General features: G+C 38.2%; 25 protein-coding genes. 3 read left to right on the top strand and 22 right to left on the bottom strand.

All coding sequences use genetic code 11. From position 1 onward, the window contains the following. Positions 1–97: 97 nt before the first annotated feature. From thiL to OO7_RS14915, 20 genes are all read right to left on the bottom strand, one after another. Positions 98–1,081, bottom strand: coding sequence for a thiamine-phosphate kinase (gene thiL / locus OO7_RS14825; RefSeq protein WP_008916748.1), 984 nt, complete (start codon positions 1,079–1,081; stop codon positions 98–100). Between the two features lie 143 nt (positions 1,082–1,224). After that, complete coding sequence (gene nusB / locus OO7_RS14830; RefSeq protein WP_008916749.1) at positions 1,225–1,641, bottom strand: transcription antitermination factor NusB; 417 nt, start codon at positions 1,639–1,641, stop codon at positions 1,225–1,227. 28 nt (positions 1,642–1,669) lie between these two features. Next, positions 1,670–2,140: a 6,7-dimethyl-8-ribityllumazine synthase gene (gene ribH / locus OO7_RS14835; RefSeq protein WP_008916750.1), complete on the bottom strand. Its 471-nt coding sequence runs from the start codon at positions 2,138–2,140 to the stop codon at positions 1,670–1,672. Positions 2,141–2,242: 102 nt separating this feature from the next. Next, positions 2,243–3,370, bottom strand: a complete 1,128-nt coding sequence (ribD, locus tag OO7_RS14840) for a bifunctional diaminohydroxyphosphoribosylaminopyrimidine deaminase/5-amino-6-(5-phosphoribosylamino)uracil reductase RibD (RefSeq protein ID WP_008916751.1) — start codon at positions 3,368–3,370, stop codon at positions 2,243–2,245. Positions 3,371–3,374: 4 nt separating this feature from the next. Next, positions 3,375–3,824 (bottom strand): transcriptional regulator NrdR, encoded by a 450-nt coding sequence (gene nrdR / locus OO7_RS14845; protein ID WP_008916752.1) that lies wholly within the window; start codon positions 3,822–3,824, stop codon positions 3,375–3,377. A gap of 167 nt (positions 3,825–3,991) precedes the next feature. Beyond that, positions 3,992–4,960: a protein translocase subunit SecF gene (gene secF / locus OO7_RS14850; RefSeq protein ID WP_008916753.1), complete on the bottom strand. Its 969-nt coding sequence runs from the start codon at positions 4,958–4,960 to the stop codon at positions 3,992–3,994. A gap of 10 nt (positions 4,961–4,970) precedes the next feature. Continuing rightward, positions 4,971–6,818 carry a protein translocase subunit SecD gene (secD, locus tag OO7_RS14855; protein WP_008916754.1) on the bottom strand — a complete coding sequence of 616 codons (1,848 nt, stop codon included), beginning with the start codon at positions 6,816–6,818 and terminating at the stop codon, positions 4,971–4,973. 27 nt (positions 6,819–6,845) lie between these two features. Next, on the bottom strand, positions 6,846–7,178 hold the full coding sequence (gene yajC / locus OO7_RS14860; RefSeq protein WP_008916755.1) for a preprotein translocase subunit YajC: 333 nt from the start codon (positions 7,176–7,178) through the stop codon (positions 6,846–6,848). A 95-nt stretch (positions 7,179–7,273) separates the two neighbouring features. Beyond that, entirely contained in the window at positions 7,274–8,401 is a 1,128-nt protein-coding gene (tgt, locus tag OO7_RS14865; RefSeq protein ID WP_008916756.1) for a tRNA guanosine(34) transglycosylase Tgt, read from the bottom strand. A gap of 102 nt (positions 8,402–8,503) precedes the next feature. Continuing rightward, on the bottom strand, positions 8,504–9,574 hold the full coding sequence (queA, locus tag OO7_RS14870; RefSeq protein WP_008916757.1) for a tRNA preQ1(34) S-adenosylmethionine ribosyltransferase-isomerase QueA: 1,071 nt from the start codon (positions 9,572–9,574) through the stop codon (positions 8,504–8,506). Between the two features lie 547 nt (positions 9,575–10,121). Beyond that, positions 10,122–10,292, bottom strand: coding sequence for a DUF637 domain-containing protein (locus OO7_RS17665; protein ID WP_419177231.1), 171 nt, complete (start codon positions 10,290–10,292; stop codon positions 10,122–10,124). A 662-nt stretch (positions 10,293–10,954) separates the two neighbouring features. Then, positions 10,955–11,428 carry a DUF2247 family protein gene (locus tag OO7_RS14880; RefSeq protein ID WP_156823155.1) on the bottom strand — a complete coding sequence of 158 codons (474 nt, stop codon included), beginning with the start codon at positions 11,426–11,428 and terminating at the stop codon, positions 10,955–10,957. Positions 11,429–11,591: 163 nt separating this feature from the next. Next, the gene (locus OO7_RS14885) at positions 11,592–11,915 is read right to left on the bottom strand and encodes a hypothetical protein (protein ID WP_008916760.1); all 324 of its coding nucleotides are present in this window, start codon (positions 11,913–11,915) and stop codon (positions 11,592–11,594) included. Positions 11,916–11,919: 4 nt separating this feature from the next. After that, positions 11,920–12,117 (bottom strand): hypothetical protein, encoded by a 198-nt coding sequence (locus OO7_RS17670; protein WP_169337398.1) that lies wholly within the window; start codon positions 12,115–12,117, stop codon positions 11,920–11,922. Between the two features lie 95 nt (positions 12,118–12,212). Continuing rightward, positions 12,213–12,572 (bottom strand): hypothetical protein, encoded by a 360-nt coding sequence (locus OO7_RS14890; protein WP_008916761.1) that lies wholly within the window; start codon positions 12,570–12,572, stop codon positions 12,213–12,215. A gap of 12 nt (positions 12,573–12,584) precedes the next feature. Next, positions 12,585–12,809, bottom strand: coding sequence for a ParB N-terminal domain-containing protein (locus OO7_RS14895; protein ID WP_008916762.1), 225 nt, complete (start codon positions 12,807–12,809; stop codon positions 12,585–12,587). 278 nt (positions 12,810–13,087) lie between these two features. Next, a complete protein-coding gene (locus OO7_RS14900) occupies positions 13,088–13,588 on the bottom strand; it encodes a contact-dependent growth inhibition system immunity protein (protein WP_008916763.1) in 501 nt (166 codons plus the stop codon). Positions 13,589–13,680: 92 nt separating this feature from the next. Beyond that, positions 13,681–13,956, bottom strand: a complete 276-nt coding sequence (locus OO7_RS14905; RefSeq protein WP_419177232.1) for a hypothetical protein — start codon at positions 13,954–13,956, stop codon at positions 13,681–13,683. After that, positions 13,940–14,104 (bottom strand): cysteine peptidase family C39 domain-containing protein, encoded by a 165-nt coding sequence (locus tag OO7_RS16600; RefSeq protein WP_083928992.1) that lies wholly within the window; start codon positions 14,102–14,104, stop codon positions 13,940–13,942. The genes OO7_RS14905 and OO7_RS16600 overlap by 17 nt, the downstream gene beginning before the upstream one ends. Positions 14,105–14,127: 23 nt before the next feature. Further along, positions 14,128–14,400: a DUF637 domain-containing protein gene (locus OO7_RS14915; protein WP_008916766.1), complete on the bottom strand. Its 273-nt coding sequence runs from the start codon at positions 14,398–14,400 to the stop codon at positions 14,128–14,130. Between the two features lie 438 nt (positions 14,401–14,838). Between OO7_RS14915 and OO7_RS14920 the strand changes: the two genes are divergently transcribed. From OO7_RS14920 to OO7_RS14930, 3 genes are all read left to right on the top strand, one after another. After that, a complete protein-coding gene (locus tag OO7_RS14920; RefSeq protein ID WP_043892739.1) occupies positions 14,839–15,435 on the top strand; it encodes an acyl carrier protein phosphodiesterase in 597 nt (198 codons plus the stop codon). Between the two features lie 238 nt (positions 15,436–15,673). Continuing rightward, on the top strand, positions 15,674–16,276 hold the full coding sequence (locus OO7_RS14925; protein WP_008916768.1) for a peroxiredoxin C: 603 nt from the start codon (positions 15,674–15,676) through the stop codon (positions 16,274–16,276). Positions 16,277–16,581: 305 nt separating this feature from the next. Then, positions 16,582–17,202: a hypothetical protein gene (locus tag OO7_RS14930; RefSeq protein WP_008916769.1), complete on the top strand. Its 621-nt coding sequence runs from the start codon at positions 16,582–16,584 to the stop codon at positions 17,200–17,202. 71 nt (positions 17,203–17,273) lie between these two features. Here OO7_RS14930 and brnQ read toward each other — a convergent pair whose 3' ends face one another. Together brnQ and phoR are read right to left on the bottom strand one after the other, a co-directional pair. Further along, positions 17,274–18,599, bottom strand: a complete 1,326-nt coding sequence (brnQ, locus tag OO7_RS14935) for a branched-chain amino acid transport system II carrier protein (RefSeq protein ID WP_008916770.1) — start codon at positions 18,597–18,599, stop codon at positions 17,274–17,276. 550 nt (positions 18,600–19,149) lie between these two features. Further along, positions 19,150–20,460 carry a phosphate regulon sensor histidine kinase PhoR gene (gene phoR, locus OO7_RS14940; RefSeq protein ID WP_008916771.1) on the bottom strand — a complete coding sequence of 437 codons (1,311 nt, stop codon included), beginning with the start codon at positions 20,458–20,460 and terminating at the stop codon, positions 19,150–19,152. Between the last annotated feature and the right edge of the window lie 32 nt (positions 20,461–20,492).

Here is a 20,492-nt window from a genome sequence, read left to right on the forward strand (position 1 = left end):
TTCATGTAAATTTATGATTAGTCATATTTATAAAATAAAAAAACCTGAAACAATAATATGCTTCAGGTTTTATAAGAGATAAATAGATTATGATTCTTTAAGCTTCGTTAAGCGCGAAATGATCGAACCCTTTTAAAACTAACTCTATCGGCTGATTATTATAATAATAGCTAATACCTTCAGATTGCGGTTTAATTTGCCCAATACAAGTAAATATAGAACCAGTGTTTGCAAGAGCCATCTCTAATGCACCTCGATTAAGCTCTGGCACAGTAAAGCAAAGCTCATAATCTTCACCGCCACTAAGAGACCAAATACGTGCTTGATCTTCACAGCAATTTTTTTGTAGCGCTTCAGATAATGGCAAAGCATCAAGATTAATTCGCGCACCACAGCCACTGGCTTTTAGCACATGATTCAGGTCAGATATTAAACCATCAGAAATATCAATCGCGGAGGAGGCTAAATTACGTAATGCTTGCCCTTGTAAGATACGCGGCTGTGGACGCAAATGGCGACCAATCAACCAGGCTTTCTGGTCTTCATTAGACACCGACAACCTATCTTGTAATATTGCCAGTCCAGCCGCGCTATCACCTAAAGTGCCCGTGACATAAATCCAATCCCCATTACGCGCACCAAATCGGGATAAAGCTTTACCTGTTGGAATTAAACCATGTACTGTGAAGGTTAAACTCATTGGGCCTTTCGTCGTATCTCCCCCAATAAGTTGCATTCCATAATAATTCAGCTGTTCAAATAAACTATCACTAAATTGCTCTAGCCAATTGGTATCAACACTGGGTAATGTTATGGCAAGGGAAGCCCAAGCAGGATCAGCCCCCATAGCCGCTAAATCACTTAAATTAGAAGCCAATGCTTTATAAGCTAGATCAGCAGGTGAGATTTCAGGAAGGAAATGAATACCGGAAACGAGTGTATCTGTAGTCACAGCCAGTTGCTGTTTTTCTGGTATTGTCATCAACGCACAGTCGTCACCTATTCCGATATTGACATCACGTCGGTTGGTTGGTTGACGATTAAAATAACGCGCGATGAGGTCAAATTCGCCATATGACATGGTAGATTTTCCATTTTAGCTATATCTGATTATATCTAATTAACGACTTCATCACTGAAAATAGACACACAAATACAAAGATAGGCTAGAACCCAGCCTATCTGATGCTACTGTAATATTACAGGAGGGAACCCTGATGAATGTTACTTTTTACGACGAACAGATGGGGCAGCTTTATCAAGAACACCATTAACAAATTTATGGCTATCTTCTGCACCAAATACTTTAGCAAGCTCAATACCTTCGTTAATAGCAACTTTGTAAGGTACATCTTCACGGAAGCTTAGTTCATACATAGCAACGCGCAAAATAGCCTTCTCAACCTGCCCCAACTCTTCAAGTTGACGAGATAAAAAAGGCGCCATCAATTGGTCTAGCTTGATAGCATTATTCGCTACGCCTGACAGCAGTTCACGAAAGTAAGTTATGTCTACACCAGACATATCCTGTTCAGCAATAAACTCATATTCCACATCGGCAATATTATTACCAGATAATTGCCACGAATAAATGGCCTGTACAGCACACTCACGAGCGCGACGACGAGCAGCAGGTTTCACAAGATTCCCCTTAAATAAAAAAACTAAATCAGCCTTTTACAGCTTTGAGTACATTAATCATTTCTAGTGCAGTCAAAGCTGCTTCAGCACCTTTGTTACCTGCTTTAGTACCAGCACGCTCAATAGCTTGCTCAATATTTTCAGTGGTTAAAACACCAAAAGTCACAGGTACTTGGCTATCTAATGCAACATGAGAAATACCAGAGCTACATTCACCAGCCACAAACTCAAAATGAGCAGTGCCGCCACGAATAACGGTACCTAGCACAATAATAGCATCATATTTTTTCGTTTCAGCTAATGCTTTAACCGTTAATGGAAGCTCATAAGCACCTGGCACCCAAACAACTGTGATATTATCGTTAGATACTTGTCCGATACGTTCTAGTGCATCAACAGCACCGTCCAGCAGACTATCATTAATAAAGTTGTTAAAACGAGCGATTGCAATAGCAACACGCGCTTCTGGCGCGGCAACAACACCTTTAATTACGTTCATAGCCTTCCTTTAATATTAATTATAACCCGCGGGGCGCGGATTTTATCACATTCTTTCATTAATCGCGTGGTTGAATTTCAGTAAAGCGGTAAAAAACTTCCATTACCACACGGGACGTAGCCTAACGCGCAAGTCATCACCGACTTTCTGCACATCAGTAAATTCAAATTTTGGGGCATCAGAAAGTTTAGCTAACTCGGGTAAATCCACCAAGCCTAGAGCACTATTACCTAACAATTTTGGAGCAATATAAACAATAAGCTCATCGACTATGCCAAGTTTAAGTAATGAACCCGCGAGTTTAGCGCCAGCTTCTACCCAAATGCTATTCACATTTCTTTTCGCTAACTGCATCATCAGAATAACTAAATCAATGCCATTATCATCAGCAGGAATTGCTAATTGTTTAACATCACCTTTCCAAATACTCTCTAATTCTAGTTCAGTATTTGGCGTAGAACTCACTAACCAACATTCCCCTGCTTGCTGTGTCACTTTATGTTCAGGTTTAATGCGATGATGCTCATCCAATATTATTCTAATTGGTTGTCGGACGGTTTCTTCGGGATAAATCGCTTGAATTTCGAGTGGAAGTTCATTCCAACGGACAGTTAAAGAAGGGTCATCTGCCAAAACAGTGCTACTCGTGCTCAGAATTGCACTTGCTTCAGCGCGTAACACCTGAACATCTCGCCTTGCCGCAGCCGATGTTATCCATTTGCTTTCACCTGAAGCTAATGCTGTTTTTCCATCAAGTGAAGCAGCTAATTTTAATTGAACATATGGAAATGCTGTGCGCATACGTTTTAAAAAGCCGCGGTTAATAAATTCAGCTTGCTCCATTAACACACCGCTTTGGGTTTCAATTCCTGCCTTTGAAAGCATATATAACCCACGACCCGAAACTTGCGGATTCGGATCTTGCATTGCGGCAACAACCCGACTAACACCCGCTTTAATCAATGCTTCAGCACAAGGTGGTGTGCGACCATGATGACTGCAAGGCTCTAATGTGACATAAGCTGTTGCACCTTGTGCTTTATCACCCGCCATATGTAGCGCATGAACTTCGGCATGCGGTTCGCCTGCTTTTTGATGATAGCCTTCACCAACAATTTCATCATCACGAACAATTACGCAGCCCACATTTGGGTTTGGTGAAGTTGTAAAACGGCCAATTTGAGCAAGTTCAAGCGCGCGAGCCATATAAATGCTATCTTTTTCAGTCATTTTATTAATCCTGTAGCTTCGCTATCTCTTCACCAAATTCGCGCACATCTTCAAAGCTACGATAAACTGAAGCAAAACGAATATAGGCAACTTTATCGAGTTTTTTCAATTCATCCATCACTAGGTTACCTATTAATTTTGAAGGGATTTCTCTTTCCCCTGTTGCACGTAACTGCGATTTAATCGAGATAATGGCTTGTTCGACATCATCTGCACTCACAGGACGTTTTTCTAATGCTTTTTGCATTCCATGTCGGAGTTTTTCTTCATCGAATGGCTCGCGTATATCATTACTTTTTATTACCCGTGGCATAACAAGTTCCGCCACTTCAAAGGTGGTGAAGCGTTCGTGGCAAACCAGACATTGACGACGTCTGCGCACTTGAGAGCCTTCTCCAACCAGACGCGAGTCGATTACTTTCGTATCTACAGTTGAGCAAAATGGGCAATGCATAGTGTTTCCTGATTCTATTTATGGACAAACAGTGTAACTCAGAGATTAAAAAAAACACCCTGCAAGGTCGTCTTACAAGGTGTTTATTCATTAATACCTGTATGCTTTACAACATATTCATTTCGATAATATGAAGCCCAGCATATTCAGATATATTATTACGCTAATTAAGGTAACAGTGACTCTTGGTCAGCCCCTTCTTTCTCAACTTTTTGCGTAATTAAGTGTTCGCGTTTCATTCCCATCTTCAATGCAAGTGCAGAAGCAACATAGATAGATGAAATAGTACCGATAGTCACACCAATTAACATAACCAAAGAGAAACCTTCTAACATCGAACCACCGAAAATATACAGCATCAGAACAACTAATAATGTTGTTGCTGAAGTCATGATAGTCCGGCTCAATGTTTGGGTTAAGGAAATGTTCATTATTTCATATGGTGTACCACGACGGATCTTACGGAAGTTTTCACGGATACGGTCAGATACAACGATACTGTCGTTCAGTGAGTAACCAATAACTGACATCAACGATGCCACAATGGTCATATCTATCTCAATATGGAATAGAGACAGAATACCTAACGTAATGATCACGTCATGCGCAAGGGATAATACTGCCCCTGCAGCAAGGCGCCATTCAAAACGACAACCAACATAAATCAAGATACAGATAAGTGCTGTTAAAAGTGCCAGTGCCCCTGTTTGAGCAAGTTCAGCCCCAACACTTGGTCCAACAAATTCAATACGCTTAACTGTCGCTTGTTCATCAACATTGTCATTGATGATGGTAATAATCTCTTTACCCACCTCTTGACCAGCCATACCTTCTACAGGCGGCAAGCGGATCATAATATCGCGGCTGCTACCAAAGTTCTGGATAAGCGGGTCTTTATGAGTTGAGTTGGAAAGACTATCACGTATTTTATCTAAATCAGCAGGCTGACTCAGGTTGATTTCTATTACTGTACCACCGGTGAAATCAAGGCCCCAGTTGAACCCTTTAACCCCAATGATAACAAAAGAGGCAATCAGTAAAACGATAGAAATACCAAAGGCAACGTTGTCCCAGCGCATAAAGTCATAAACTTTACGGCCATAGTTCAATTGTTCAACAGTATAATCCTGTGCCACAACGTGCTCCTTAAATTGACAGCTTTTTAATACGTTTACCGCCATATAACAGGTTCACAATTGCTCGTGTACCTATAATTGCTGTAAACATAGAGGTTGCAACACCTATTGCTGTCGTAATAGCAAACCCTTTAATCGAACCTGTACCCACTGCATAAAGGATTATAGCAGTAATCAAAGTTGTTAAGTTTGCATCAACAATACTTGAGAAGGCGCCTTTATAACCTTCATGAATCGCTTGCTGAACAGAACGACCATTGCGTAGCTCTTCTTTGATACGTTCGTTTATCAAAACGTTCGCATCAACCGCGACGGCAAGGGTTAGAACAATACCAGCAATACCCGGCATGGTTAGCGTTGCCCCCGGAAGAAGAGACATTACACCAACAATCATGACTAAGTTTGCCATTAAGGCAGTACTCGCAATTAAACCAAACTTACGATAGTAAATAATCATGAATAGAATTGATGCTAACAAACCTGCGATACATGCTTTTAGCCCTTGCTCGATATTTTGCATACCAAGAGTTGGACCAATAGTACGTTCTTCAACAATTTGAATTGGCGCAATCAAAGCACCAGCACGAAGTAGTAATGATAACTGGCGAGCTTCATTTGGATCATTGATACCAGTAATACGGAATTGGCTACCAAAACGTGCAGAAATATTTGCAGCGTTAATCACCTTTTCATCTTTTACTAGGATGACACGACCTTCAGCATCTTTCTTACCACTGTCTTTATATTCAACAAACAGTGTTGCCATGAGTTTACCCTGATTATCACGAGTAAAATCAGACATGGTTGAACCACCTGCACTGTCTAAGCTGATGCTAACTTGCGGAGCTCCGTTTTCATCACCACCAGATGAAGAATCGGTAATATGGTCACCCGTTAAAACAACACGTTTATACAGAATATAAGGAACACCATTACGATCATATTTAACTTCAGAATCACCTGGTACACGACCACTTTCCGCCGCAGAAGGATCTACACCGGAGTTAACCAAACGGAATTCTAATGTCGCTGTCGCGCCTAAAATCTCTTTCGCACGTGCAGTGTCTTGAATACCCGGTAATTCAACAACAATACGCTCAGCGCCTTGACGTTGAACTAATGGTTCAGCAACACCGAGTTGGTTTACACGGTTACGAATGATAGTAATGTTTTGAGAGACCGCATAATTGCGAGCTTCACGTAAACGCTCATCTGTCATTACTGCAACCATGCCATTGTTGCTTGCATCTGAAAAGACGAGATCTTGGAATTTACGTGCTAATATTTTTTCAGCTTGGCTACGGTCATCAGCGTTACGGAAGCGGACTTCAACGCTGTAATTATCGCCTTTACGGATAGAAGAATAGGGAATTCCTGCTTGACGCAAATCATTACGTATTCCATCCGTATATTGTTCCTGCAATTTACTGAGTGCGGTATCCATATCAACTTCCATCAGGAAGTGAACACCACCACGTAAATCAAGACCCAGTTTCATTGGTTCACCACCAAGCGCTTCAAGCCATTTAGGCGTTGCAGGTGCAAGGTTTAGTGCAACAACATATTGGTCACCCAATGCGCTAACTAATGCTTCACGAGCGCGCAATTGAATATCTGAGTTATTGAATCGGGCGAGTACCGCCCCATTTTCCAAAGCAATTGATTTGCTTTGAATTTTATCTTTCTCTAACGTCTTTTGGACTTGGATCAGCGTTTGTTCATTGGCGGCGGTTCCCCGCACGCCAGTGATCTGAACAGCCGGATCCTCGCCATATAGGTTTGGAAGCGCATAAAGCAGACCGATGAGGATCGCAGCGATCAGCATCAGATACTTCCACAAAGGATAACGGTTTAGCACGGCAGTTCCCTTCGGGAAAAATCAGAATTAAATAGCTTTCATTGTGCCTTTAGGCAAAACGGCAGCAACGAAATCACGTTTGATAGTTACTTCAGTAGTTTCGCTCAGTTCAAGAACGACATAACCTGTCTCTGAAACTTTAATTACACGCCCGATTAAACCACCCGTTGTTAAAACTTCATCACCTTTTGAGATAGATTCCATCAGTTTACGGTGCTCTTTAGCACGTTTTTGCTGTGGACGCAGGATCATGAAATAGAAAATTAGGGCAAAAACGACAAGCATGATAACCATTGTGTACGGGCTACCCTGTGCTGGAGCGCCTGCTGATGCCGCTGCTTCAGAAATAAAAAAACTCATTCAACTTTCCTCATTGTTATTGAACGCAATTTAAAACATTTAAGTCTAGCTAAGCCTGCTATGCTACACAGATTAGGCCTAATTCGCACTTAAATTCATTCCTTATTTAACGAAGGTTGGCTTTTTCCAATCTTCTGATAAAAATCTTTTGCAAACTCTTCAAAATTACCTTCTTCGATCGCTTGGCGAATACCAGCCATCAAACGTTGATAATAACGTAAATTATGAATGGTATTTAGTCTCGCGCCAAGAATTTCATTACAACGGTCAAGATGGTGTAAGTAGGCACGACTATAATGACGGCAAGTATAGCAATCACACTCAGGGTCAAGCGTTGATGTATCTGATTTATACTTCGCATTACGAATTTTTACCACGCCATGTGTAACAAATAAATGGCCATTGCGTGCATTTCGTGTTGGCATCACACAATCGAACATATCAATGCCTCGGCGAACACCTTCAACTAAATCTTCTGGTTTACCAACGCCCATTAAGTAGCGTGGTTTATCAGCAGGAATTTGTGGGCAAACATGCTCTAAAATACGGTGCATATCTTCTTTTGGTTCACCTACCGCAAGCCCGCCTACAGCGTACCCATCAAAACCAATATCCACTAGCCCTTTAACAGAAATATCACGTAAATCTTCGTAAATACTACCTTGGATAATACCAAACAATGCATTTTTATTGTTGAGTTCATCAAAACGTTGGCGGCTACGCGCAGCCCAGCGCAGTGACATTTCCATTGACGTTTTGGCATAATCCCAATCTGCTGGATAAGGCGTACACTCGTCAAAAATCATGACAATATCTGAGCCGAGATCGTACTGAATTTCCATCGATTTTTCAGGGCTTAGAAAGATTTTTTCGCCATTGATTGGATTGCGAAAATGGACACCTTCCTCTTTGATTTTACGCATTGCACCAAGGCTAAAGACTTGGAATCCACCAGAATCCGTGAGAATTGGACCTTGCCATTGCATAAAATCATGTAAATCACCATGTAATTTCATGATCTCTTGCCCCGGACGTAACCACAAATGGAAAGTATTCCCAAGCAAAATTTGTGCACCCGTTTCTTTAACTTCTTCAGGTGTCATGCCTTTTACCGTGCCATAGGTACCTACTGGCATAAAGGCTGGCGTTTCAACAACACCACGCTCGAACACTAAACGACCACGACGCGCATTACCGTCCGTGGTTTGTAATTCATATTTCACATCTGCCTCCGAGTATCAGAAAAACAGTCCGATACTAATATTAATTAAGATAAGCAAGCCGCTAATCAGCCGCCTATTGAACGCACATTTTTAAGAACAACTTTATTGGCCAACCTGCTCAAACTGCGCATCTGGATTGCGAGTAATGTACATGGCATCGCCATAACTAAAGAAGCGATATTGTTGCTCAACCGCTTCTTTATAAGCTTTCATCGTATTTTGATAACCAGCAAAAGCGGAAACCAACATAATTAATGTTGATTCAGGCAAATGGAAATTAGTAATCAGCGCATCAATGATTTGATATTCATATCCCGGATAAATAAAGATTTGGGTATCATCAAAAAAAGGTGCAATCAAAGCATCTTTACTTGCTTGTGCTGCACTTTCTAATGAACGCACTGAGGTTGTTCCCACTGCAATGACACGATTTCCACGCGCTTTACAGGCTAGAACTGCATCGACAACATCTTGTGGAACTTCTGCATATTCAGAGTGCATGATATGGTCTTCAATGCTATCCACGCGCACTGGTTGAAAAGTACCCGCACCAACATGCAGTGTCACAAATGCCATCTCAACGCCTTTTTCTCTTAGCGCATCAAGAAGTGGATCATCAAAATGAAGCCCAGCTGTTGGTGCTGCTACTGCACCGGGGCGTTGGCTATACACAGTTTGGTAAAGCTCTTTATCAGACTCTTCATCAGGACGGTCTATATAAGGCGGTAACGGCATATGACCAATTTGATTTAAGATACTCAGTACATCACGCTGGTCTTCAAATCTAAGTTCAAAAAGAGCACCATGACGCGCAACCATCTCGGCTTTTACGCTTTCATCTTCACCTAAAATAAGCTCTGCACCTTCTTTTGGCGCTTTAGATGCACGAACATGAGCAAGTACACGATGTTCATCAAGCATTCTTTCCACAAGAACTTCAATTTTACCGCCGCTCGCTTTACGGCCAAATAATCTGGCAGGGATAACTCGAGTATTATTGAATACCAGTAAATCACCAGGTGCCAATTTATCTAAAATATCGGTAAACACACCATGTGTGAGCTGTCCCGATGGGCCATCAAGGCTAAGTAGCCTACATGCACTTCGCTGAGCTTGAGGATAGTGAGCAATGAGTTCTTCAGGTAGTTCAAAAGTAAAATCAGAAACACGCATCGTATTAACATCAATCAAAAAAATAGGCGACTAGTCTAGTGCCGAGACCGCAAAGGCGCAAGAAATAAGCGCAAATTTGCTGAAAAAAGCATCTTTTATAAACAAATATATTATAACAGGCTAAGTGCAACCTCTTATTAAGTGTTTAAATAGTCTTGTTTGAGATATTCTCCGATTTATTTCCGGTAAACTAAAAGATGCTTAGTTTCAAACAGTAAGCGACTAAACGACCTAGCAACCTTGTAACCCTCTATAACGCACATGCTAAATTTATATGATATTATTTATCTGGTTATTAATGATTTTGGTAATAAATTATTTAAATAATAAAGCTCAATCTCAAAATGCTAACAATTTTAGCTTCATATTTTGATATTGGCAGGTAATTAATATTATCCTGCCTAGCTTTAAAGAGAGCTTCGATTAATGTTTTACTAATGCCGCCTTTATCTAGAACCAACTCATTGTGACTTTTTTCTCGCTGCAATACCTTTAAAAACTTTATTCCTTAGTATTACCAAAACTCGGTAACACATTAGGCTGCGATTCATAATAGGTATCTCGAAAAAAGCGAATAGCGGCCTATGCCAGATTTTTTCGATATGACGGTATCGCTTTTACCCAGCGAGTTAAGTGTTTTGGATAGATTTCTTTGGTTTTCTGCCAGCGCAATTGCAGCTTGAGAGGTGAGTGATTTATTTAGCCACCGAATCGACATCAAAAAAGTGTAGTATATCAATCCAGAACAGGAAATAAGCGATCAACCGTTTTATTATTGAATTCGGTGACCGCCCAGATGGCCATATTTAATAAAAGGCAAATACACAGAATTATTTACAGAGCCAATTTATTATTGGCAACAATCCCCAATATAGTGCTAGAGCAAACTACCCGCTAATTTACAACAAGCCAATCCTGAGAGCCTCTAAAGTTTGTAGGGGCTCTTCATGTTCGTTACTGATAAAAATTATCTGATAGCGCTAGATTTTATAATTGAAAATGTATTTAACTCACTAGGTGTTCTCTCTAATATGCCTATATAATGCTGGTAATTAGTCACTAAATCATTATAACCGAGCATAGAAATAATTCCGAAATATGAATATAGGTCATAATAATTACTATTTTCTTTCACCATGTTAAACGACCAGTTATTAGGTATAGAATTTTCAATTATAGTGAATAGGAATGATGGTACCCACATAGGTTTACAGTTTTCAATATCAATTAAAAAATAAACACTATCGGATGTATGATATACACCATAAACTGAATACTCTTTCTCTAACTTCAAAAAACTGTAATCTGAATCTTTATTTTCAAAAGCATCTATTTTTTCAATACTAATCCTTGCTAAATTGTTTTCTATACATTTTATTATCATGATATTAATTCTCTAAAAATTTTAATTTTATTAACGCAACCAACTAAGAATAATAAACAACCATTTTCTTTAATCGTTGACTCATCTTCCTGTTTACATGCAGGACAGAGTTCCTCTAGAAAAGAGGTAACGTCAGAGCCATCAAGAGTTAGGAATGATAGTTCAAGTTCATTGGTTGTATAAGCATTGGTTAATACACTCTCCTCTGCTTTTTTAATAGGAATATCTCTACTAATAAACTTATATTCATAGCCCCATTTAATATCACACCATGATAATGAAGCAATACTATAAATAGAACTAGCGGGTATTGGATACAGTGTCATATCATTAACTTTTAGTAATTTCCTTTTTATGCCGCCACCACCAGTAATAGTGAACACATCAGCATTCATTAGCTGTTCACGACTTAGATAGCTTGCACCTCTTGAGATGAGTCTTTTTATCTTGTTGATGTTATTGTCGTACACAAGAAAAGGCTAACAATTGTTCATTTTAATTATCACTATAAAACCATTAAGGGTAGCCACCATGATAAGCTGATAATTTACTTTATATCAAAGTTTACCTTACCTCGACGATTCATTTCAGCAATGCAGTAATGGCTTCCTTGGATAAACTATTATCTCATTTTTAGATATTGAGATATAAGGGGGATTCTTGCATCTCTCTCTTCATTTCATTATCCCAAAGCTCTACTATCCACCATTTTTCTCTATCATTTATTGATTTTATCGTCTTAACTATATTAACTAATGCGTTATAGCATATATTATATTTAGCTTTGGATAAAATTGAAAAATCTACCGATGAATCACAATTATAGAAATCTAATATCTTATCAAGAATCTCTGGATAGGATTGTAATTCTTGTTCCAATTCACTGACCAGAATGGAAAGGCGGGGAGATCCAAGTGCTACACCTAATTTTTCTCCAAAATAAAAGATACCTGCCATATAACTATTTCTCCAGTAAGATAATTTTCTTTTTTTGGGCATCTGATAATGTATCCAAATACTCTATCAACTTAGCCCTATTTTGTGGATTTAATGATCTCATATCTATTGGTACAATATCAGCTTTCTTTAGATGACCATCGATCTGGTCGATATTTCTTTTCCAATTATTGTTTGCGAAATATTGATTAAATTTGAGTATTTCGTCTTATTTTCCGGTTGTCGTTGTAAAAAGAAAATCAGCTTCTAGCCTTATTATCACAAAAACACAAACGCCGAAGTTCTGAGTAACACATCTTATTCATTTGCCTTAGTCATTATTGAGTCATTTTTTGGGCCTAACCATTTAAGCTGCTCTTTTAATTCTTTGGGTACTAAATTAAATAACATTTCAATGTATTCTATATTTTTTGAATAAAGTATACTTATTTTTGGAGTGCAATTCTCATAATAGTATTTAGCTTGGTAGTTTAAAAATGATATATCACTACTAGTAAACTCATCGATTAAAATTTTATTTTGTCGATTATGTATTAGTTCAGATTCATAGTAACATGATAAATCCTCAGATTTTCTTTTTTTACTTTGAGATTGAATATTTCTTATATATGGAAGGATCCAAAATAATATATCTGCATATATTTCATTTTTTATCATAATATTAACCTATTAATTTCTAGATGGTAATGGCCTTGCCCCAGTAGGAGTAGATTCAACGATCGTCCACCTGCCATTTTCAATCAATTTATTGATATATTGTGAATCTCCTGTTTTCATATATATTTCTTTAGCCGTTACCATTCTGTGGTTATCAAGTTGTAATTTATTAGCAATCTCTCGCTGAGAGAGCCGGTCTTTATGAAAAAGGCGTCGGACTTTGGTGATGGTTTCCATACAAAGTATTCCAAATTATTCCTTGCAAAAACAGGGAGTGTAGCAGAGCTATCAGGTGGATCATTTTTACACGATCTTTCCTGCCTAATTTGGTGGAGTTTTGCATGATCATGAACATATAGGTAAATCATTTCGTACATATACGGTGATTTTTATATCTATTTTGGGCGGATTATTAGTTTGTCATTTGGTCAATATGAGTTTGTATGAAAGTATTAAAAATGCCTAAAAATGAAAGCCACCTTGTTATAAGATGGCTTTCATATGTGAACGTAAAATTAGAATTTTTTAGAGGTACAACGACTTAATGCTAACCTAACCCCAGAACCAATTTCATCAAATGTGTTATCGAGAGATAATATCACATGCTTAGATTCATCTACCCCTTCCCACCCTTCCCATTTTGAATGGTGAGTTGGCTGAATTGTTAGTTTTTTATTTAAAAGATATACAGAGCAATTCAGCATGTTTGCTAAAAGCTGGCGTTTAGAACGATAACTGTATGTTGACTTTAGCACTTCAAGTCTTGAATTCCAGTTTTCCTTCGCGTTTTTAAAGAGTTTATCATATTCCTCATTACTAAGTTGGGTATTACTACACTCTAGAGCTTTAATCAATTCCTCACCTAGTTTGTGATTCGAACAATCTAAAGGCAACAACATTGGTGAGTAACTCATATCTGTTGTCAATATTCCATTTCCTGACCTTGTATTTATGCAAATAAACTTATCTGTAATATTTAAAACAGCAGAATAATATTTATCTTGAATAAAGTTCATTATTTCACCTGTGTTATTTTTACTTCAATACCCACACCTTGGCCGTATGAGGCTGCCCGATTAATTTCAATCCATTGAGCTTTAACCGTATTTTAAATTAAATTAGCCGGTAGAGATATATTCCTGCCTTCGATATAATTCCAGGTTATTTCACTTAAAACTTTAGATACCTCTGGTTTATATGGCATTATGGACATTATTAACTTATCGAGTTCATCGGTATAATTTATACCTTTTATTCCTTTAACCTCAAATATACTTGCCATAAAAAATTTAGTTTCTTTATTGAAACTAAAACCATAGCTAATAACCTTCGTTTTATTATCATAATCTATTGATAATAAAACAATATTATGGTTTGTAGACACTATGTCCATTCCATGCATCCTTAAATTCGTTAACTTTCATTGTGTACCGAGTTCCTTTAAATGGATCATTGATTATTACATTACCTCCATTGTCTACACCTTTAACAACAACCCAATGACCAACTTTATTACCTGAGTCCCACATCATTGCACTCCAAGAACCAGTACGATTTAATGATTCAAAACTTGAGGAAGAAACATTATTAGCAACCCAACACGCTGTGCGACTTTATTCCAATCATTATTCGCAAGTATTGGTAATTTTGCATCACCTGGATTCCCCGTTGTCCATTTCATGTCTTTATCTAAGCCATTTAATGCACCTGAAATCACCATTTGAGTAATAATCGATTTGACGGTATCGCTTTTGCCTAGTGAATTAAGTGTTTTGGATAGATAGGCCATTTTTTCCTTGCTGATGAATAATAATCCGAGAGTAGCCATTTTGGGTTCCTGGTTGGATATTGATGGTGTACTTGGTAGACGATAATTATTATTTATACATATTTGACTTAAAAGTGGGATAAAAAAAAGAAAGGAACTAGATAACCGCATTGAACGACAATGACCTGATACAACAAATTAAATCTTCCATTCAAATCAAAGTTGCTCATATTCATCAAAGAAATTTAAGTTACTCCTCATTGAGCGAAAAATAACTCAAAGGGTGATTCGTTAAGATGATTGTCTCGATAATCCTTTTTAGGGGTTAAAAATAACATACCGTTTTTTAATGACACTCAATGACACTCAATGACACTCAATGACACTCAATGACACTCAACAAGAGATTATTAAACTTCACATCAAAAATATCATGTACTAAAAAATACCACTCAGATCTTCTACAGAATTTATGCACCATCAGGTATATTAGGTGATATGAATTTCCTAGCGCACCTCCATTTAGCCTATCGGGCAAATAGCTCTCTTTTGGGTAATATTATGGCTGATTTTGTCCGTGGTAATCCTTCAGGGCTTTATACACCCGATATTGTTTCGGGCATTTTCATGCATCGAGCAGTTGATAAAGCAACTGATTCGCATCCATTAGTGAAAGAAGCACGAGCACTCTTTCGGCCTGATTATCGCCGTGTTGCCGCGATCACGTTAGACCTTGTATGGGATCATTTTCTCTCTTTACACTGGCAGCAATTTGAGCATGAATTAAATCTATCTGAATTTATTCTTTATGCCCGCCAACATATAGAACCGCATCTTTCTCAAACACCAGAAAAATTCCAAGAGCTCAATGAATTTCTTTGGCCACAACGCTGGTTAATTCGCTATGCAGATGCAGAATACATTGGTAAATCATTAAATGGTATGGCGCGAAGACGACCTAAATTACATGCATTAAGTGATTCATTTGATGATTTTTTGATGAATTATGATCAGCTCGAACAGATTTTCTTCCAGTTTTATCCACAAATGCTTCACGATGCTAAGCAAGGTGTTTTTCTAAAAGCACTTAATTAATATCACGCGTAAGATAACAAACTTAGTTATATATCACTGATATAAATAAGTGTTGTACATCAACTTAATAGAACACTCACCTTGCATTTTCACTCTATATTATGTAGATTGATAGACAAAATCTATCAATCTACATTTGTATAGAACACACCAAATACAACAGCACTTCCATAGCAAATACGATTATTTCGATATATGAAAAGTGTTAAACCTTTAATTCAAATTTATAGGAGTTATTATGGTTCTGGTAACACGTCAAGCCCCTGATTTTACAGCATCTGCCGTTCTTGGTAACGGTGAAATAGTTGATAATTTCAACTTAAAAGATCACTTAAATGGTCGCCCTGCGGTTATTTTCTTTTGGCCAATGGACTTCACTTTTGTTTGCCCTTCAGAATTGATCGCTTTTGATCACCGTTATGAAGAGTTTCAAAATCGTGGCGTTGAAATTATTGGTATCTCTTTTGACTCTGAGTTTGTTCACAATGCTTGGCGTAAAACGCCTGTAGCTGATGGCGGTATTGGTGAAGTTAAGTACCCAATGGTTGCTGATATTAAACGTGAAATCACCAAAGCTTACGGCATTGAGCACCCAGAAGCAGGTGTTGCATTACGTGGTTCTTTCCTCGTTGATCAAAACGGCATTGTGCGCCACCAAGTTGTAAATGACCTACCATTAGGCCGTAATATTGATGAAATGTTGCGTATGGTTGATGCGCTGCAATTCCATGAAGAACATGGTGATGTGTGCCCTGCTCAATGGGAAAAAGGCAAAGAAGGTATGAATGCATCACCTAAAGGTGTTGCTGACTTCCTGACTAAAAACGCGACTAGCCTCTAACATAGCCTTTAATCATAATCTGCCGGTCTGTAAATCCTTACATGCCGGTTTTTTTATCTAAAATTCAATTCATAACAATTTTATCTTCTTCTTTTTTTTATCACTTTTTAACTAATCATAACTATAAAAATCTCATTACTTTCAAAAACCAACATAATAGTTCATATCCCACTTAACACACTTTTACCTCCGTACTTTTTATACTATGGTTACATTTATCAAAAAAATCATTCTATAAAAATGACATATTCCAGTGAATGATTAACTTATATCACGACACATTAAACGCTAAGGCCAAGTTAACCATGAAACTTAAAATGCTCGCATCTGTTGTTATTGCTACAGCCCTACTTGCAGGTTGTGATAACAATCAAACCGCTTCAGAAAGTAATTTCAAAAAGTCGATACAAGATTATTTAGATACAATGCCAGCAATTTGTATTAATACTGGTGTCTTTCCTGCCGTTTTATCCCCACAAATGGATACAAAGCGCATTGAGAAATTAGATGCCCTCGTTGATGTTGGATTATTAAAACGTGCGAAAAAAGAAGTGGTCATCAAGGATATATGGGGAGAGGAAAAGCCATTAGAAGGGATAGAATTTAATCTAACAAGTGACGGCGAGAAATTCTTTGATGATACAACAGCAAACTTTTCTGGTCGCGGTCGTTTCTGCACAGGTAAATTAACGGTAACTGAAGTGACTAACTTTAGTGAACCAGCCGAGCGTAATGGTCAAAAAATTTCTATTGCGAACTTTAAACAAAAGATTGATGACATAGCGCCTTGGGCACAAAATGAAAAAGTAGTTGTTGCCTTCCCTCAAATAAAATCAATCCAAGAAAATGCCGCTAAAACGCAGCAAACGCCATTAGTTCTAACAAATGATGGTTGGCTCCATTTCGGTGCTTTCAATCAAAAGTAAATTACCGCAATTATTTGATGAAATAACGAAAATCCCCGCCCATTTTGGGCGAGGATTTATCACTTATTTTATTAAGCTTGTTTGTGTTGTGGTGCTGGTGTAATAACTCTATCGCAAATTACAGCAATCACTAAAACAATAATAGAAGGTAGTAACCAAGCCAAATCTTGCTGATAAAACGGGATTGATGTCATCCACTCAGGAATGTAGCCTTTTAAGGCATCAGAAGCTTTAGCCGCTCCAATCAAACCAACAATAAAGCTTGTTAGCATTGTCGGCGCAATAACAATACTTGGGTTACGCCACCATTTTAATGTAAAGCTTAACAGGATCAGCACAATACAAGGTGGATAAATCGCAACTAATACAGGCACAGAGAAAGCAATTAATTTACTCAAGCCAAGGTTAGACACTAACATTGAAAATAGGCCGAGAATCAAAACTAAATTGCGATAAGAAATCGGTACATAGCGGCTAAAAAATTCAGCACATGCGCAGGTCAATCCAACAGCCGTAACAATACAAGCAACGAAAATAAGAACCGCAAGGAAGAAGCTACCATAATCGCCAAAAGTATATTGGACATAAGTATGGAGGATGTCTGCACCATCTTGAGGATTAGGGATGATCGATGCGCTGTTCTCACCTAACTTGAATAATGATAGGTAAACCAGAGTCAATAGCACACCCGCAATTAACCCAGCCCACATGGTATAGCGAGTCAATAGAGAAGAGTTTTCAATACCTCGGGAGCGAGCTGCATTGACAATGACTATCCCGAAGACCATGGCACCTAATGTATCCATGGTCAAATAGCCATTGATAAACCCATTAGAGAATGCCATATCGCGATATTCATCTGTTGAAGGCATTGGTTGACCTGCTGGCCAAAATACAGCGGCAACACCAAGAATGGCCAGTGCTAGCATTTTGATTGGAGCTAACACATGTCCAACGCTATCCAACAATTTCCCTGGATACAAAGAAATTCCAATGACAATAACAAAGTAAACGACACTATAGATCAGTAATGAAATATCAGATTCGCCACCAAACAATGGGGCAATACCAATCTTATAAGATACTGTTGCTGTACGCGGTGTTGCAAATAGCGGACCTACGGAAAGATAAGCCACAACAGCAAGTAATATGCCAGCTGTTTTACCAATCGGCGTGCTGAGAGCTTCAATTCCTCCACCTACTTTAGCTAAAGCAATAACCGTTAAAACTGGAAGCCCAACCCCTGTCACTAAGAAGCCAAGTGCAGCGGTCCAAACTTGTTCGCCTGCTTGTAAACCAACCATAGGAGGGAAGATGATATTTCCCGCCCCAACGAAAAGCGCAAAGGTCATGAAACCTAACGCAATAATATCTCTGGATGTTAATCGATGAGCCATATTTTATGTTAAATTTTTTGTCGTAACGTTAAAAGATGAAAGATTACTTATTAGTAACTCTTTGAAAGATAAATGGCGGTATAGAATTCTAATTAACAAACTTCTAACAATACAGAATGTATTATTAAAACAATCTGACAAGATGAAAAATTAAAAAACAGGAAAAATCGCCAATAACTAACCACAAGTAAAACTTTTATAGGGAAAAAAGGCAATAGCAAACATCAAAACAAGAAGAATCAACTAAACTATTTTTTATAACCAGTGATTACTTTCAGTAAAATCGCCATATACCCGATATGATTTGCATAAAAAATAATCATTTTAGGTGAGACAAATTAATATGTTGCATTTCATGCTATTTATTTCACCGCAAGTTCTTTTTCATTCAATCAATTATGTGATTAAATTTTATCAAATAATTATTTTGTTATTTAAATACAGGTAATTAGATTAATAATTAATTCTTATTATAGAAATACCCTCCATATTTTACTTATGAAGAGCATTTGCAGGATAAAAAATAATGTTTAATTAAATAGATGTTAACTCACTGTTTTAGATATTTTTTCTCTGAAACAATGAGTACAGGTGGTAAAGTAAATGAAAATTCACTGCCTTTTCCTAACTGGCTTGTCACAATTAACTGGCTGTTGTGGTGTTGTAGAGCATGTTTAACTATTGCTAACCCAAGCCCTGTTCCACCACCTGATTGCCGTGATCGCGCCTTGTCCACACGATAAAAACGCTCAGTTAAACGCGGTATATGTTCAGCTGGAATACCGGGGCCATTATCTGCAACGCTAAAACGCGCTCCTTGGCTATTTTTTTGCCAACTCACTTTAATCGTTGTTCCTGCTGGTGTATGGGAAATCGCGTTATAAACCAGATTAGCGACTGCACTACGCAACTGCTCTTCATTACCGTACACGCACAGCTTTTCATCAATAGCAAATTCAAGGTGATGTTGATTTTGGCTTAGACTGCTAGCCTCTTGTTCAATCATTTTAAGGATCACGGGGATGTTAATTTGTTCATCCAGACTAATCTGCGGGGCTACTTCGATGCGCGATAATTGTAACAACTGTTTGATTAAGTTATCCATTCTGCGTGCTTGATCTTGCATAACATGCAATGCTTTTTTATTCGCTGGTGAATTATTTTCTTGATCTTCTAGCACTTCCAAATAGCCTTGGATCACTGTCAATGGCGTACGTAATTCATGACTAACATTGGCAAAAAAATCTCGACGCGATTTTTCTAAGCGCCGTTTTTCAGTGACATCACGCGCAACCATTAATAATTGATCATCCGTATAAGGTAAAATGCGAAACTCGACATTAGATCCATTATTTAGCTCTATGGTTAGCCCTTGATCATAATTTTGTAATGTAAAATAGCGAGTAAAGTCAGGATAGCGTAATAAATTAAAAATATGCTGCCCACTGTCTTCAGGCCAACGAAATCCTAATAAATGCTGTGCATGGCGATTACACCAAAAGATATTCCCTTCACGAGTCATCATGACAACGGCATCTGGGAGAGATTCAGCCCCACTACGAAAGCGTTTAATCAGAACACCTAGTTCTCGCCGACGTTTACGATTACGCTGCTGCATTTGGTAAATACCGTAAAAGATAGGTTCCCAACCACCTTTACCTTCCGGTGGTAACATGCTGCGATCTAGCCATAACCAATAGGATAATCTCAGCAAATTATAACTGTGCCAAATAAGCGCAGCAGACAATGAAATGACTAATAACCAAGCAAGATGACCAATAAAAACGGAAAGAATGAAGGCGGGTAAGATAAATAAAAACAGACCCCAAACTAGCTGTTTCCATGATAAGCGTTCAAGCACGCGCGTTTCTCCTGCTATTTAGGTATCCCTGT

This window comes from Providencia sneebia DSM 19967 (assembly GCF_000314895.2).
GTDB classification, from domain to species: Bacteria; Pseudomonadota; Gammaproteobacteria; order Enterobacterales; family Enterobacteriaceae; genus Providencia; species Providencia sneebia.

Bases quoted from the DNA above. Each gene is read 5' to 3' on its own strand.
- thiL (WP_008916748.1), bottom strand. From the start codon at position 1,081: ATGTCATATGGCGAATTTGACCTCATCGCGCGTTATTTTAATCGTCAA.
- ribH (WP_008916750.1), bottom strand. From the start codon at position 2,140: ATGAACGTAATTAAAGGTGTTGTTGCCGCGCCAGAAGCGCGTGTTGCT.
- ribD (WP_008916751.1), bottom strand. From the start codon at position 3,370: ATGACTGAAAAAGATAGCATTTATATGGCTCGCGCGCTTGAACTTGCT.
- nrdR (WP_008916752.1), bottom strand. From the start codon at position 3,824: ATGCATTGCCCATTTTGCTCAACTGTAGATACGAAAGTAATCGACTCG.
- yajC (WP_008916755.1), bottom strand. From the start codon at position 7,178: ATGAGTTTTTTTATTTCTGAAGCAGCGGCATCAGCAGGCGCTCCAGCA.
- queA (WP_008916757.1), bottom strand. From the start codon at position 9,574: ATGCGTGTTTCTGATTTTACTTTTGAACTACCTGAAGAACTCATTGCT.
- OO7_RS17665 (WP_419177231.1), bottom strand. From the start codon at position 10,292: ATGTCGATTCGGTGGCTAAATAAATCACTCACCTCTCAAGCTGCAATT.
- OO7_RS14885 (WP_008916760.1), bottom strand. From the start codon at position 11,915: ATGGCAGGTATCTTTTATTTTGGAGAAAAATTAGGTGTAGCACTTGGA.
- OO7_RS14890 (WP_008916761.1), bottom strand. From the start codon at position 12,572: ATGATAAAAAATGAAATATATGCAGATATATTATTTTGGATCCTTCCA.
- OO7_RS14895 (WP_008916762.1), bottom strand. From the start codon at position 12,809: ATGGAAACCATCACCAAAGTCCGACGCCTTTTTCATAAAGACCGGCTC.
- OO7_RS14900 (WP_008916763.1), bottom strand. From the start codon at position 13,588: ATGAACTTTATTCAAGATAAATATTATTCTGCTGTTTTAAATATTACA.
- OO7_RS16600 (WP_083928992.1), bottom strand. From the start codon at position 14,104: ATGATGTGGGACTCAGGTAATAAAGTTGGTCATTGGGTTGTTGTTAAA.
- OO7_RS14915 (WP_008916766.1), bottom strand. From the start codon at position 14,400: ATGGCTACTCTCGGATTATTATTCATCAGCAAGGAAAAAATGGCCTAT.
- OO7_RS14920 (WP_043892739.1), top strand. From the start codon at position 14,839: ATGAATTTCCTAGCGCACCTCCATTTAGCCTATCGGGCAAATAGCTCT.
- OO7_RS14925 (WP_008916768.1), top strand. From the start codon at position 15,674: ATGGTTCTGGTAACACGTCAAGCCCCTGATTTTACAGCATCTGCCGTT.
- OO7_RS14930 (WP_008916769.1), top strand. From the start codon at position 16,582: ATGAAACTTAAAATGCTCGCATCTGTTGTTATTGCTACAGCCCTACTT.
- brnQ (WP_008916770.1), bottom strand. From the start codon at position 18,599: ATGGCTCATCGATTAACATCCAGAGATATTATTGCGTTAGGTTTCATG.